The 12,680-nt window shown below is 60.2% G+C and carries 14 protein-coding genes; 10 read left to right on the top strand and 4 right to left on the bottom strand.

All coding sequences use genetic code 11. The features are described 5' to 3' along the window. Nucleotides 1-56: 56 nt before the first annotated feature. The gene (locus D3P04_RS17360; protein ID WP_182912908.1) at nt 57-767 is read right to left on the bottom strand and encodes a GntR family transcriptional regulator; all 711 of its coding nucleotides are present in this window, start codon (nt 765-767) and stop codon (nt 57-59) included. An 81-nt stretch (nt 768-848) separates the two neighbouring features. On the opposite strand from D3P04_RS17360, the gene uxaC reads away from it, so the two are divergent. The 9 genes from uxaC to D3P04_RS17315 are packed head-to-tail and all read left to right on the top strand — an operon-like array spanning nt 849 to nt 9,890. Next, nucleotides 849-2,255, top strand: a complete 1,407-nt coding sequence (uxaC, locus tag D3P04_RS17355; RefSeq protein WP_119751086.1) for a glucuronate isomerase — start codon at nt 849-851, stop codon at nt 2,253-2,255. 23 nt (nt 2,256-2,278) lie between these two features. Beyond that, a complete protein-coding gene (locus D3P04_RS17350; protein WP_119751085.1) occupies nt 2,279-3,262 on the top strand; it encodes a TRAP transporter substrate-binding protein in 984 nt (327 codons plus the stop codon). Nucleotides 3,263-3,316: 54 nt separating this feature from the next. Next, nucleotides 3,317-3,862, top strand: a complete 546-nt coding sequence (locus D3P04_RS17345) for a TRAP transporter small permease (RefSeq protein WP_119751083.1) — start codon at nt 3,317-3,319, stop codon at nt 3,860-3,862. 4 nt (nt 3,863-3,866) lie between these two features. After that, nucleotides 3,867-5,147: a TRAP transporter large permease gene (locus tag D3P04_RS17340; RefSeq protein ID WP_119751081.1), complete on the top strand. Its 1,281-nt coding sequence runs from the start codon at nt 3,867-3,869 to the stop codon at nt 5,145-5,147. After that, a complete protein-coding gene (locus D3P04_RS17335) occupies nt 5,144-5,425 on the top strand; it encodes a cupin domain-containing protein (protein WP_119751080.1) in 282 nt (93 codons plus the stop codon). Before D3P04_RS17340 ends, D3P04_RS17335 begins: the two co-directional genes overlap by 4 nt. A 33-nt stretch (nt 5,426-5,458) precedes the next feature. Beyond that, entirely contained in the window at nt 5,459-6,286 is an 828-nt protein-coding gene (kduI, locus tag D3P04_RS17330; RefSeq protein WP_119751078.1) for a 5-dehydro-4-deoxy-D-glucuronate isomerase, read from the top strand. After that, on the top strand, nt 6,283-7,008 hold the full coding sequence (gene kduD, locus D3P04_RS17325; protein WP_119751076.1) for a 2-dehydro-3-deoxy-D-gluconate 5-dehydrogenase KduD: 726 nt from the start codon (nt 6,283-6,285) through the stop codon (nt 7,006-7,008). The genes kduI and kduD overlap by 4 nt, the downstream gene beginning before the upstream one ends. After that, nucleotides 6,986-8,419: a mannitol dehydrogenase family protein gene (locus D3P04_RS17320; protein WP_232845066.1), complete on the top strand. Its 1,434-nt coding sequence runs from the start codon at nt 6,986-6,988 to the stop codon at nt 8,417-8,419. Before kduD ends, D3P04_RS17320 begins: the two co-directional genes overlap by 23 nt. Continuing rightward, entirely contained in the window at nt 8,412-9,890 is a 1,479-nt protein-coding gene (locus tag D3P04_RS17315; RefSeq protein ID WP_119751073.1) for a UxaA family hydrolase, read from the top strand. Before D3P04_RS17320 ends, D3P04_RS17315 begins: the two co-directional genes overlap by 8 nt. Nucleotides 9,891-9,893: 3 nt before the next feature. On the opposite strand, the gene D3P04_RS17310 is transcribed toward D3P04_RS17315, so the two are convergent. Further along, entirely contained in the window at nt 9,894-10,487 is a 594-nt protein-coding gene (locus D3P04_RS17310) for a LysE/ArgO family amino acid transporter (protein ID WP_119751071.1), read from the bottom strand. Between the two features lie 83 nt (nt 10,488-10,570). Here D3P04_RS17310 and D3P04_RS17305 point away from each other — a divergent pair, with 83 nt between their 5' ends. Then, nucleotides 10,571-11,434 (top strand): LysR family transcriptional regulator ArgP, encoded by an 864-nt coding sequence (locus tag D3P04_RS17305; RefSeq protein WP_119751070.1) that lies wholly within the window; start codon nt 10,571-10,573, stop codon nt 11,432-11,434. A gap of 31 nt (nt 11,435-11,465) precedes the next feature. Here the strand turns inward: D3P04_RS17305 and D3P04_RS17300 are convergent, their stop codons facing one another. Further along, a complete protein-coding gene (locus tag D3P04_RS17300) occupies nt 11,466-12,209 on the bottom strand; it encodes a YebC/PmpR family DNA-binding transcriptional regulator (RefSeq protein WP_119751068.1) in 744 nt (247 codons plus the stop codon). 174 nt (nt 12,210-12,383) lie between these two features. Further along, complete coding sequence (locus tag D3P04_RS17295) at nt 12,384-12,617, bottom strand: hypothetical protein (protein WP_119751067.1); 234 nt, start codon at nt 12,615-12,617, stop codon at nt 12,384-12,386. Nucleotides 12,618-12,680: the final 63 nt, after the last annotated feature.

Below are 12,680 nucleotides of genomic sequence, written 5' to 3'. Positions count from 1 at the left end.
GATATCCTTGAACACATAGCCGATGCGATCTGATCGCCGTTATTTCCCGGGGACGATCAATCGCGCCCGAATGCGTTCGGATTGTCCGCCCGCAGCCGGGGAAAGATCTCGGCAATCCGGCCAAGATGTTTTTCGCAGGCGATAACGGCCCTTTCGGCGTCACGGGCATGAAGCGCCCGCATGATGTCGCGATGCTCCGCCAAGGCCCGCGCCGCGCCGAATGACAGCGAAAGATAGCGCGCCCGGTCCATATGCCCCTTGGTTTCCTTGATCAGGGTCCATGCGAATTCCAGCCCGGAATAATCGCAGATGTCATGATGGAACTGATCATCAAGCGCGTGGAATTCGGCACGCTTGTCTCCTGCGACCGCCTCTTCCTGACGCTCGACCAATTCATCAAGAGCCGCCAGATGTTCGGTTGTCAGCCGCTCGACAGCCTTGCGCAGACAGGCCGTTTCAAGCGCCAGCCGGATGAATTGCGCCTGCAGGATCGCCTCTTCCGAAATCGCCGTAACCACAGTGGCGCGTTGCGGACGAATTTCGATGAAGCCCTGCTGGGACAACCGGTAGAAGGCATCCCGGACCGGCTGCCGCGAGACTCCCATCGTCGCCGCAACCTCTGCCTCGGACAATTTGCTGCCGGGTGGCAAGGTCAGGTCGATCACCCGTTTGTAAAGCTGTTCGAAAACCTGATCCGTCACCGTAGGCGGGCGCATCTCATCAAGTGCCGGCAAAACTGGGCGGGGCGAAATCTTTTGTGTCGGCATGCAAACGGCTCCAGTTGACCTTCCTTGTAAACTAGCATATTAGATGACTAGCAAAAGAGCAAGCGAGTCGGGGGGAGACGCATGGCATTGCTTGACGAGGATCGGTTATTCCCGGCAGAGACCCGCGTCCGTGACGTGGCGAAAGCCCTTTACGCCGGGATCCGTGAGTTGCCGATCATCAGCCCGCATGGCCATACCGATCCCCGCTGGTATGCCGAGGACTCGGCATTTCCCGACCCTGCCCAGCTTTTCGTGACACCGGATCACTATGTCTTCCGTATGCTGTGTTCGCAGGGTGTCGCTTTGACTGATCTGGGCGTTCCCCGCACCGATGGTGGCGCAGTCGAAACGGATGGGCGCAAGATCTGGAGGCTTTTCGCCAGCCATTACCACCTGTTCCGGGGAACGCCTTCGCGGATGTGGCTGGATCATTCGTTTCAGCATGTCTTCGGCATCGACCGGAAGTTAAGCGCGGAAACCGCAGACTGGTATTACGACCATATCGCGGAATGCCTGGCCGCACCGGAATACCGCCCCCGCGCCCTGTATCGCCGTTTCGGAATCGAGGCGATCGCAACGACCGAGGCCGTCACCGACGATCTTCGCTGGCACCGGATGATCAGGGACTCCGATTGGGATGGGCGGGTGATCACTGCCTATCGCCCGGATGGTGTGGTCGATCCCGAAATGGACGGTTTCGCAGAAAATATCGCCCTGATGGGACAGCAGACCGGCTTTGATACATCTACATGGGGCGGCTATCTGGATGCGCACCGGGCCCGCCGCGCCTATTTCAAGGAATTCGGGGCAACCTCGTCCGATCACGGGCACCCCACCGCCCGGACCGAGGATTTGCCGCAGACAGACGCGGCGGCCTTGTTTCAGAAGGCGCTGCGCGGGGAATGTTCATCCGAGGAAGCCGATGCATTCCGGGGCCATATGCTGACCGAAATGGCACGGATGAGCCTTGAAGACGGGTTGGTGCTGCAAATCCATCCCGGCTCGCGGCGCAATCACTCGGATCAGGTGATGGCGACTTTCGGACGCGACAAGGGTTTCGACATTCCGGGCCGCACCGATTACGTTACTGCGCTGCGCCCGCTGTTGAACGCGGTCGGGATGCGGCCCGACCTGACTGTGGTCCTGTTCACGCTGGACGAAAGCTCTTATGCACGCGAGTTGGCACCTCTGGCCGGGGTCTATCCCTGTCTGCGGCTTGGCCCCGCATGGTGGTTCTTCGACAGTGCCGAGGGGATGCGCCGCTTTCGCGAAATGACGACAGAGACGGCGGGTTTCTATAACACGGTCGGCTTCAACGACGACACCCGCGCCTTCTGTTCGATACCCGCCCGGCACGATGTCGCCCGGCGGGTGGACTGCGCTTATCTGGCGACGCTGGTCACGACTGGCCGGCTGGCCGAAGACGAGGCGCATGAGGTCGCACATGACCTGACATATGGGCTCGCCAAACGGGCCTATAAACTTTGAGCTTCTGACTGGGAGGAAAAAGAATGAAGTTCGTGACAACAACTCTGGCCGGGCTGCTGGCCTCGGCTGCCCTGGCGACGGTAGCAGCCGCCGAATGCGAAACCACATTGCGGTCATCCGATACCCATCCCGATGGCTATCCGACGGTCGAAGGCGTGAAGGCCATGGCCGAAGAGGTCAAGGAAAAGACCGAAGGCCGGATATGTATCGAGGTTTTCCCCTCGTCCCAACTTGGTGAAGAGAAAGACACGATCGAGCAGACCCAGTTCGGCGTGATCGACATGGTCCGCGCCTCATTCGGCACGTTCAACGATATCGTACCGGAAACGCAGCTCTTTTCCCTGCCATATCTGTTCCGCAATCAGGAACATATGTACAAGGTCATGGACGGCCCCATCGGCGACGAACTGGCCGAGGCCTTCGCCGAGCATGATCTGGTCGCGCTTGCCTATTACGACGGCGGTTCGCGCAGCTTCTACAACTCGCAGAAGCCCGTCGAGACGCTTGAGGATCTGGCGGGGCTGAAATTCCGCGTCATGGAAAATGACGTCTTCGTCGATATGATGGATGCGCTGGGCGCCAACGCAACCCCCATGCCCTATGGCGAGGTTTACTCGGCGATCCAGACCGGGGTGATCGATGGCGCCGAAAACAATTTCCCAAGCTATGACAGCGCCGGGCATAACGAAGTAGCCAAGTATTTCACGCTGGACCAGCATCTGATGGTTCCCGAAGTCGTGGCCGTTTCCACAACCGCATGGGATAATCTCCCCCCCGAAGATCAGGAAATCATGCGCGAAGCGGCACAGAATTCGGCAGTGCTGGAGCGCAAGCTTTGGGCCGAGCAGGAAGCGGCATCGGAGGCCAAGGTGGTCGAGGCCGGAGCCGAAATCGTCAAGGAAATCGACAAGACCCCTTTCATTGATGCCATGGCTCCCGTTTACGAGAAATACGTGACCACGCCCGAGGCGCAGGATTTGGTCAAACGCATTCAGGAAACCGAGTAATTATACCCCGCCCGCAGGTCATCCCGCGGGCGGGTTCGCTTGATTGGAGGGGATATGCGTGACGCATTGGTGAAACTGGCCGGATGGACCGGCGTGATTGCCCGCGCCGGATTGTGGGTTGCGGGTATCGGCCTGATATTGATGACGGTTTTCGTCTTCGCTCAGGTCTGTTTCCGCTACCTGCTCGGCAGCAGCCTGTTCTGGGCCGAGCCCGCAAGCGTGATGCTGATGGGCTGGTTCATCTTGCTGGGCGCGGCGGTCGGAGTGAAAGAGGGATATCATCTGTCTTTCGACGTTGGCCTGATGATCATGCCCAAAAGCTGGACACCGTGGTTCCACAGCCTCTCTGATCTGGTGGTGACCTCCTTCGGTTTCGGCATGGTCTGGTTCGGCTGGCAACTCGCGGCGAAGGCGGCGAATGGGGATATTGCCGGACTGGGCATCTCGCGCATGTGGAATTTCGCACCGCTGGTCGGTGGAGGTGCATTGCTGATCCTGTTCTCGGTCGAGCGCATCCTTCGCCGTGCCGCAGGGCTGCGGACCCTCCGGTTCGGAGACACCGACGAGCCGGAAACCGGCATGATGCATAGCGGAGACTGAACCGATGGAATATTGGATACTTTTCGGCAGTTTTACCCTGCTTTTGCTGATCGGCACACCGGTTGCCTTCTGCCTTGGCGCGTCAAGCTTCTTTACCGTGGTCTATCTGGGTCTGCCGCCGGTCGTGGTATTCCAGCGGCTCAATTCGGGCATCTCGGTTTTCGCACTGATGGCCATTCCGTTCTTCATCTATTCAGGCGACCTGATGGTCCGCGGCGATATCGCCCGACGATTGGTCGCGCTTGCGGGCAGTTTCGTCGGTCATATGCGCGGCGGGCTGGGACAGGTGAACATCCTCGCCTCCGTCATGTTCGGCGGCGTCTCGGGCTCTGCCGCGGCGGATGCGAGCGCAGTCGGCGGCCTGATGGTTCCGCAAATGAAGAAACGCGGATATGATGTTGATTATGCTGTGAATATTACGGTTGTTGGCTCGATCATCGCATTGATGATCCCGCCATCTCATAACATGATCATCTATTCCATCGCCGCCGGCGGTCGTCTGTCCATCGCCGATCTGTTCACTGCCGGTATCATACCGGGCCTGCTTCTTGCCCTCACATTGATGGTTGCCGCCTGGTATGTCGCGCGGAAAAAAGGCTATCCGACCGAACCTTTCCCCGGTTTTCGCATCATGGGCACATTGTTCGTCTCGGCCATGCCGGGTCTGATTCTGGTGGCGATCATCTTCGGCGGGGTGCGTTCGGGTGTCTTTACCGCATCGGAAAGCGCGAATATCGCGGTGGTCTATGCGCTGCTGATTACGGCACTGGTTTATCGCAGCCTGCCCTGGCGCGAATTCGTCGAGGCCACGCTGGGCGCGGTGCGCACCACGGCGATGGTGCTGCTGGTTATCGGTTGCGCAGCCTGTTTCGGCTGGCTTCTGGCCTATCTCAAGGTGCCGGCGCAGCTTGTTAATTTTCTCGAGAACATCTCGGACAATCCGCTGGTGATCCTGCTGCTGATGAATCTGATCCTGCTGATCCTCGGCACTTTCATGGATATGTCGCCGCTGATCGTGATCACGACTCCGATCTTCCTGCCGGTGGCGCAGGCCTTCGGTGTCGATCCGGTCCATTTCGGCGTGATCCTGATCCTGAATCTGGGCATCGGCCTCTGCACCCCCCCTGTCGGAGCGGTGCTGTTCGTGGGCTGCGCCGTCGGAAAGATCAGCATCTGGCAGGCCATGCGCACCATCTGGCCATTCTACGGCGCCGCTTTCGTAACGCTGATGCTGGTCACTTATATTCCCGCGCTTTCCCTTTGGCTTCCGGCGGTGTTCAAATGAGCGATCCGATCCGTACCATTCTTGCCCATTCTCCCGAATTGATGGTCGTCCGCTTTATTTTTCAGGCGGGCGACCGGGGGGCGCTTCACAGCCATCCGCATGTGCAATCAACCTATGTGCAGTCGGGCCGCTATCGCTTCAGCATGGAGGGCGATGAGTTCGAGATCGGGCCGGGCGATGCCTTCGTGATCCCTTCGGGGGCGGAGCATGGCTGCCTGTGCCTTGAGCCGGGCGAGCTGATCGACAGCTTTACCCCCCGCCGCGACGATTTTCTGTGAAATCGCTGAAACCATTCTGAATCAGGAGCCCGCATGACTCATGTCGAAACCCGCCACGCGATCCATCCCGAACATGCAAAGGGAATGGACACCGCCAGCTTGCGCCAGCATTTCCTGGCAGAAGATCTGTTCGTCGATGATGAAATCCGGCTGGTTTATACCCATTACGACCGTTTCACCCTTGGCGGCGCGGTACCGAAGAAGGGCAAGCCGCTGACACTAGACAGGATCGAAGAGACCAAGACCCCGACCTTCCTTGACCGTCGCGAGATGGGCATCGTCAATATCGGCGGACCCGGCCGGGTCGAGGCCGCGGGTCAAAGTTGGGACATGGCACAGGGCGATGTGCTTTATCTGGGCATGGGTTCGGGGCCGGTGACATTCTCGGGTCAGGGCCGGTTCTATATCACCTCGGCCCCGGCACATCGTGAACTGCCTTGCCGGCTGGTCACAGTGGATGAGGCGGCAGAAGTCAAGCTTGGCGCGGTCGAGACCTCGAACAAGCGCACCATCCGGCAATTCATCCATCCGCTGGTGATGGAAAGCTGCCAACTCGTGCTGGGCTATACGACGCTGGAGGATGGCTCGGTCTGGAACACCATGCCCGCCCATATTCATGATCGCCGGATGGAAGCCTATCTGTACTGGGGCATGGAGCCAGAGGCACGGGTATTGCACCTGATGGGCGATCCGCAGGAAACGCGGCATCTTTTCGTGGCCAATGAGCAGGCGGTGGTGTCACCCACATGGTCGATCCATTCCGGCGCGGGGATCGGCGGCTACACCTTCATCTGGGCCATGGCCGGAGATAATGTCGATTTCACCGATATGGACTTCCTCCAGCCGGAGGATCTGCGGTGAGCCCGTTTTCACTACAGGGACAGACCGCGCTTGTCACCGGCGCGAATACCGGGATCGGACAGGCCATCGCGATTGCCATGGCACAGGCCGGGGCCAGCGTGATCGCAGCTGGCCGCCGGGGCTGCGATGAAACCCTGGCATTGATGGGATCGGGCCGGACATTGCATCTGGATTTCTCCGATCCGCATGCCGCGAAAGACGTATTCGCGAAGGAGCCCATCGATATTCTGGTCAATAACGCGGGCATCATCCGGCGCGAGGATGCCGTGGATTTCTCGGAAGCCGATTGGGACGAGGTCATGGACGTCAATCTGAAGGCGCTGTTTTTCACATGTCAGGCCTTCGCCCGCGCCGCCCTGCCCAGGGGGCGGGGCAAGATCGTCAATATCGCCTCTTTGCTCAGCTTTCAGGGCGGCATCCGGGTGCCCTCTTATACCGCCAGCAAACATGGCGTTGCTGGACTGACAAAGCTGATGGCGAATGAATGGGCTGCACGGGGATTGAACGTGAACGCCATCGCCCCGGGATATATCGAGACGAATAACACCCAGGCATTGCGCGACGATCCCGAAAGGTCGCAGGCAATCCTTGACCGGATCCCGGCGGGACGCTGGGGACAGCCCGAAGATATCGCCCAGACAGCCGTATTTCTGGCCGCGCCCGCCTCGGATTATATCAACGGAGCGGTGCTGAATGTCGATGGAGGCTGGCTTGCCAGATAGGCTCTTCCGGGAACCCCGACAAACTCCGGCACGTATCGTGCATCTGGGGCTTGGCGCGTTTTTCCGCGCCCATGGCGCGATCTATATCGCCGAGGCGATGAAGAGTTCGGGCGAGGATTGGGGGATCACCGGCGTATCGCTGCAATCTTCTGGCACACGCGACCGGCTGCGCCCCCAAGGCTGGGCCTATACGGCTGTCAAGCTTGGCCCCGACGGTGAAAAGCCGCAGATCGTGGATGTGCTGCGCGATGTTCTGGTCGCGCCGGAAAATCCGCAAGCCGTGCTGGACGCAATGACCGCAACCGAAGTGCAGATCGTCAGCCTGACCGTCACCGAGAAGGGTTATTGTCACGAGCCCTCTACCGGCAGGCTGAATCGCGAGCATCCCGATATCCGGCATGATCTGGACAATCCGCTGCCGAAATCTGCGCCGGGTTTTCTGGTGCGGGCCCTGCAGGCGCGGCATGCATTGGGATTGCCTCCTTTCACGGTCCTGTGCTGCGACAACCTGCCCGAAAACGGCCATGTGGTGCGCGGCGTCGTGCTTGAGCTGGCCGAAGCCATCGATCCGGCTCTGGCCGCCTGGATCGACATGCGGGGCGCATTCCCCTCGACCATGGTGGATCGCATCGTGCCCGCCACCAGCGCCGCCGATCTGGACAGGCTGCAGGTGTTGACCGGCATGCGCGACGAAGCGCCGGTTATGCATGAACCCTTCCGTCAATGGGTGATCGAGGATCGTTTCGCCGGATCGCGCCCGGATCTGGAAGCAGTCGGGGTGCAGATGGTCGCCGATGTGACACCATTCGAGCATATGAAACTGCGAATGCTGAACGGCACCCATTCCTCGCTGGCTTATCTGGGCTATCTGGCAGGGCATGAGACGATTGCCGATACCGTGGCGGATTCTGCCTTTTCGGGTTATGTCAGGGCATTGTGGCAGCACGAGATCATCCCGTCGCTGACCCCTCCGTCCGGCACGGATCTGCAACACTATGCCACGGCCTTGCATGACCGCTACGCCAATCCCGCCATCCGGCATCGGACATGGCAGATCGCGATGGATGGCAGCCAGAAACTTCCACAGCGTATCCTTGCCACCATCGCCGAGGCACGGGCTGCAGGACGGCACGTGCCCGGGCTGACATTGGCGGTCGCCGCATGGATGCGTTATGTCTCTGGCCGCGACGAAGCAGATCAGCCGATCGAGGTGAAGGACCCTCTTGCCCCCAGTTTGGCAGCGCTGTGGCACGAGGATCCGGCGCAGACGGTACAGGGCTTCCTGAAGCTGGAAGCGGTCTTTCCAACCGCCCTTCGCGAAGACACCGCCTTTGCCGATGATCTGACCGCTGCCCTGACCGGACTGATGGCGGACGGCGCGCGGGCCATGGTGCAGAAACTGCATGGCTGAGACACTGATCCTGAGCCCCTCTGACAATGTGGCGATCCTGACCCGGAAAACCGTCGCTCCGGCGGGCCACAAGATCGCGCGCCAGGATATCGCAGCCGGTGATGCCGTGGTGAAATACGGGCAGATTATCGGCTACGCGGCGCAACCGATCCCGGCAGGGGCACATGTTCACAGCCATAATTGCAGCTTCGGTTTACATGACCGGGACTATACCCCCGGCGCGGGACTGGAAATTGCCCGTCAGGCGCTTGCCCGGCACCCTTCGCGGGGATTGGAGTTTCTTGGCTATCACCGTGACGGCGGACAGGTCGGGACGCGGAATTTCATCGCGCTTGTCTCGACCGTGAATTGCTCGGCCACGGCCATACGCCACGCCGCCGAGGAATTGCGCTTCGAGGGTGTTCTGCACGATTACCCGAATGTCGATGGCGTGGTGGCGCTTGCCCACGGCTCTGGTTGCGGCATGGCCGATAGCGGACCGGGCTGGCGGGCCTTGCAGCGGGTGCTGACGGGCTATGCCGGACACCCCAATGTCGCGGCGGCGCTGTTCGTCGGTCTGGGCTGCGAAGTCATGCAGATTTCCCGGATGAAACAGGAACTCGGTGCCGCCGCCCGTTTCCACGGGCTGACCATTCAGGAAAACGGCGGCACGCGGCGCACCATCGACGCGATCAAGAAGCACGTCCGTGACATGCTGCCAAAGGTCAACCGGGCCCGGCGGTCGCCTGCACCCGCAAGCGCGCTGAAGATCGGGCTGCAATGCGGCGGCTCGGACGGGTTCTCGGGCATCACCGCCAATCCGGCGCTTGGTCTGGCCGCGGATATGCTGGCGGCACAGGGAGCATCCCCGATCCTGTCCGAAACGCCCGAGATTTATGGGGCCGAGCGCCTGCTGCTGGATCGCGCCGCCTCGTCGGCGATCGCCGATAAACTGCTGGAACGGATAAGCTGGTGGGAAGATTACACTGCCCGATTCGGCGCGACACTGGACAATAATCCCAGCCCCGGCAACAAGGCTGGCGGGTTGACGACCATCCTCGAAAAATCGTTGGGCGCCGTCGCCAAGGGCGGGGCAGCGCCGCTGGAAGCCGTGCTGGAATATGGCGAGCCGATCCGTGTGCCGGGCCTGAATTTCATGGATACACCCGGATATGATCCGGTCTCTGCCACCGGTCAGATCGCCGGCGGGGCTCAGCTGATCGTATTCACCACCGGGCGCGGCTCGGCCTTTGGTTCCAAACCTGCGCCGACGATCAAGCTGGCTACGAATGACCGCCTGTTCTTTGCCATGCGCGACGATATGGATCTGAATTGCGGCGATATCCTGTCGGAAGGCGTCAGTCTTGAAGAGAAAGCGCAACAGATCGTCAGGCTGATCCTCGCGACCGCCTCGGGGCAGGTTACGAAAAGCGAGGCCCTCGGGCTGGGCGACAATGAATTCCTGCCCTGGCAGATAGGCGCCGTGGTCTGACCCCTAGCCCAATGCCAGTTTCAACGCGATGCCCCACATCACGCAGCCGATCCCGGCCTCCAGCCATTGCCAGGCGCGCGGCCGGGCAAAGACCGGCGCCAGCAATCGCGCTCCGTATCCCAGGGCAAAGAAGAACAGAAAAGAACCGCTGATTGCGCCCCAGGCAAAAGCAACCCGATCAGGCCATTGCGACGCGATCGAACCAAGCAGGACCACGGTATCCAGATAGACATGCGGGTTCAGCCATGTGATCGCCGCAACAGCGGCAAGCGTCGCCGCCATCCCATTGCTTTTACCCTCGGGCCGCAGCGTCTCACCCCCTGTCAAGGCTGCCCTGAAAGACCGCAAACCGTACCAAAGCAGGAAGGCGACACCGCCCCAGCGCATCACCTCGAACAGCCAGGGTATTCCGGCCCCCGCCACGGACATGCCGCCTACACCGACAGCGATCAGGATCGCATCGGAAATCGCGCAAAACAGGCATACCGCCAGCACATGCCGCCGGGCCAGCCCCTGTTTCAGGACAAAGGCATTCTGTGCACCGATCGCCAGGATCAGTGACAATCCCGTGCCCATTCCGGCAAGGTAAGAGACCATGATGACACTCCTTCCGGCTTGCTGATGCATGTCGCTCTGGTTTAAGTAAAACGAATATATCTTATCCTAATGAAGTAAAACTGATGCTGGACTACCCTGCCCTCGAAGCTTTGGCCGAGATCATTCGCCGCGGTTCCTTCGAGGCAGCCGCCCATGCGTTATCCATTACGCCCTCTGCCATCTCGCAGCGGATCCGCAATCTTGAGGATCGCAGCGGCACCGTATTGATCGATCGCGGCCCGCCGGTTCAGGGGACCAAGGCTGGACTGCGCCTCGCCGCCCATCTCGATCAGGTCCGGCTGCTGGAACGCGGATTGATCCAGACCATCCCGGACGCGCTGCCCGTCATCCGGCTTGCGATCAATGCCGACAGCCTTGCAACCTGGGCCATGCCGCCGCTGACTGCAGCGCCCGGCCTGCTGGATGTGGTGATCGATGATCAGGATCATGCGCTTGACTGGCTACGGAATGCCCATGTCACTGCCGCCCTGACCAGCGACAGCCGACCTGTAAGCGGCTGCGACAGCATCCCGCTTGGCCGGATGCGCTATCGCGCCACGGCCAGCCCGGAATTCATCGCCCGGTATTTCCCGAACGGCCCGGATTCCAGAAGCCTTGGACGCGCGCCGGCACTAAGCTTCAACAGCAAGGATGGATTGCAAGACCGATGGGCAAGGCGGATCGCTGGCCGCCGGATCGCTTTGCCCCTGCATCGGATCGCGTCTTCCCAGGCCTTCGCCGAAGCGACCCGGCTTGGATTGGGATGGGGCATGAATCCCGAGGTGATGATCGCGGCTGATCTGGATTCGGGCCAACTGATCGATCTTGCCCCCGATCAGCCGCTGGATATACCGCTATATTGGCAAATCGCGCGGATCTCCGCTCCGGCACTTATGCCGCTGACCCGCGCCATTAAAAAAGCCGCCCGGACAGCATTGCTGCCCTGACGGTTTCTTCTGCATGAATGACTGAATCCGCCTAAAGCTGGGCGGCAACCTCGTCGGACAGATCGAAATTGCCGGTAACGTTCTGCACGTCATCGTCATCTTCCAGCGAGTCGATCAGGCGCATCAGTTTTTGAGCCGTCTCCAGATCAGTGATCTCGGTCGGAGCCTGCGGTTTCCAGATCAGTTTCGCCGATTCGCTTTCGCCCAGACTTTCTTCAAGCGTCGTCGAGACCTCGTTCAGATCGGTATCCGCACAATAAATCCAATGCCCTTCCTCATCGGATTGAACATCATCCGCGCCGGCCTCGATCGCGGCCAGCATCACCGTGTCGGCATCCCCGGCAGCGGTCGGATACATGATCGCGCCCACCCGGTCGAACATGAAAGAGACGGAACCGGTCTGACCAAGATCGCCACCCGACTTGGTGAAATAGCTGCGCACATTCGAGGCGGTGCGGTTGCGGTTATCGGTCATCGCCTCGACGACAAGCGCGATCCCATTGGGGCCATAACCCTCGTAACGGATTTCTTCGTAATTCTCGGCGTCCCCGCCCTGTGATTTCTTGATAGCCCGCTCGATCACGTCCTTCGGAACCGAATTCGACTTGGCTTCCTTTATCGCCAGACGCAGGCGCGGGTTTTTTTCCGGATCGGGGTCGCCCATCTTCGCGGCAACGGTGATCTCTTTCGAAAGCTTGGAGAACAGCTTCGATCGGACGGCATCCTGCCGGCCCTTTCTATGCTGGATATTGGCCCATTTGGAATGACCCGCCATGGTCGGTCGCCCTTCGTCAGTCGTGTTTACGCAAAGATTTGGGCGCTTTTAGTCCAGCAAGGCAGGTAATCGCAAGATGCTGCCCGAGATCTTCGGCGATATGTTCCCCTCACCGGCGGATATGGCAAAGCGCGCGCCCCGGGGCACGCGCTTCGGAACATCACCCGGAGCATTTCAGAGATTGGCGTCTATGCCCATGATCCGGCGCATCTCGGCATCGCGGGTCAGGCCCCGGGCCGCCAATGCGGAATCTGACAACTCGTTGAGACGGGTCATCGCACGCATTTTCGAATTGGATTCTGCCAGCAGGACCATGAAACGCCCAAAGGCGACAAATGGTATGGCCAGCGTGCCGAGTATGGAATGATTCGGCCCGTTATGACGTTCGACAATTCCGGTTCCAGCCATCGGAAACTCCTTGTGTTGCACAAAGCTGTTTCCTCCCCTGCATTCAATATTGTGCGGGTGCAG

Source organism: Paracoccus onubensis (assembly GCF_003591515.1).
GTDB classification, from domain to species: Bacteria; Pseudomonadota; Alphaproteobacteria; order Rhodobacterales; family Rhodobacteraceae; genus Paracoccus; species Paracoccus onubensis.
The sequence above is the reverse complement of the archived record's forward strand: the minus strand, read 5'-3'. Positions and strand labels throughout refer to the sequence as shown.

Coding starts and splice junctions, on each gene's coding strand:
- D3P04_RS17340 (WP_119751081.1), top strand. CDS start 3,867: ATGGAATATTGGATACTTTTCGGCAGTTTTACCCTGCTTTTGCTGATC.
- D3P04_RS17300 (WP_119751068.1), bottom strand. CDS start 12,209: ATGGCGGGTCATTCCAAATGGGCCAATATCCAGCATAGAAAGGGCCGG.
- D3P04_RS17335 (WP_119751080.1), top strand. CDS start 5,144: ATGAGCGATCCGATCCGTACCATTCTTGCCCATTCTCCCGAATTGATG.
- D3P04_RS17320 (WP_232845066.1), top strand. CDS start 6,986: ATGGAGGCTGGCTTGCCAGATAGGCTCTTCCGGGAACCCCGACAAACT.
- D3P04_RS17315 (WP_119751073.1), top strand. CDS start 8,412: ATGGCTGAGACACTGATCCTGAGCCCCTCTGACAATGTGGCGATCCTG.
- uxaC (WP_119751086.1), top strand. CDS start 849: ATGGCATTGCTTGACGAGGATCGGTTATTCCCGGCAGAGACCCGCGTC.
- D3P04_RS17350 (WP_119751085.1), top strand. CDS start 2,279: ATGAAGTTCGTGACAACAACTCTGGCCGGGCTGCTGGCCTCGGCTGCC.
- D3P04_RS17360 (WP_182912908.1), bottom strand. CDS start 767: ATGCCGACACAAAAGATTTCGCCCCGCCCAGTTTTGCCGGCACTTGAT.
- kduI (WP_119751078.1), top strand. CDS start 5,459: ATGACTCATGTCGAAACCCGCCACGCGATCCATCCCGAACATGCAAAG.
- D3P04_RS17345 (WP_119751083.1), top strand. CDS start 3,317: ATGCGTGACGCATTGGTGAAACTGGCCGGATGGACCGGCGTGATTGCC.
- D3P04_RS17310 (WP_119751071.1), bottom strand. CDS start 10,487: ATGGTCTCTTACCTTGCCGGAATGGGCACGGGATTGTCACTGATCCTG.
- D3P04_RS17295 (WP_119751067.1), bottom strand. CDS start 12,617: ATGGCTGGAACCGGAATTGTCGAACGTCATAACGGGCCGAATCATTCC.
- D3P04_RS17305 (WP_119751070.1), top strand. CDS start 10,571: ATGCTGGACTACCCTGCCCTCGAAGCTTTGGCCGAGATCATTCGCCGC.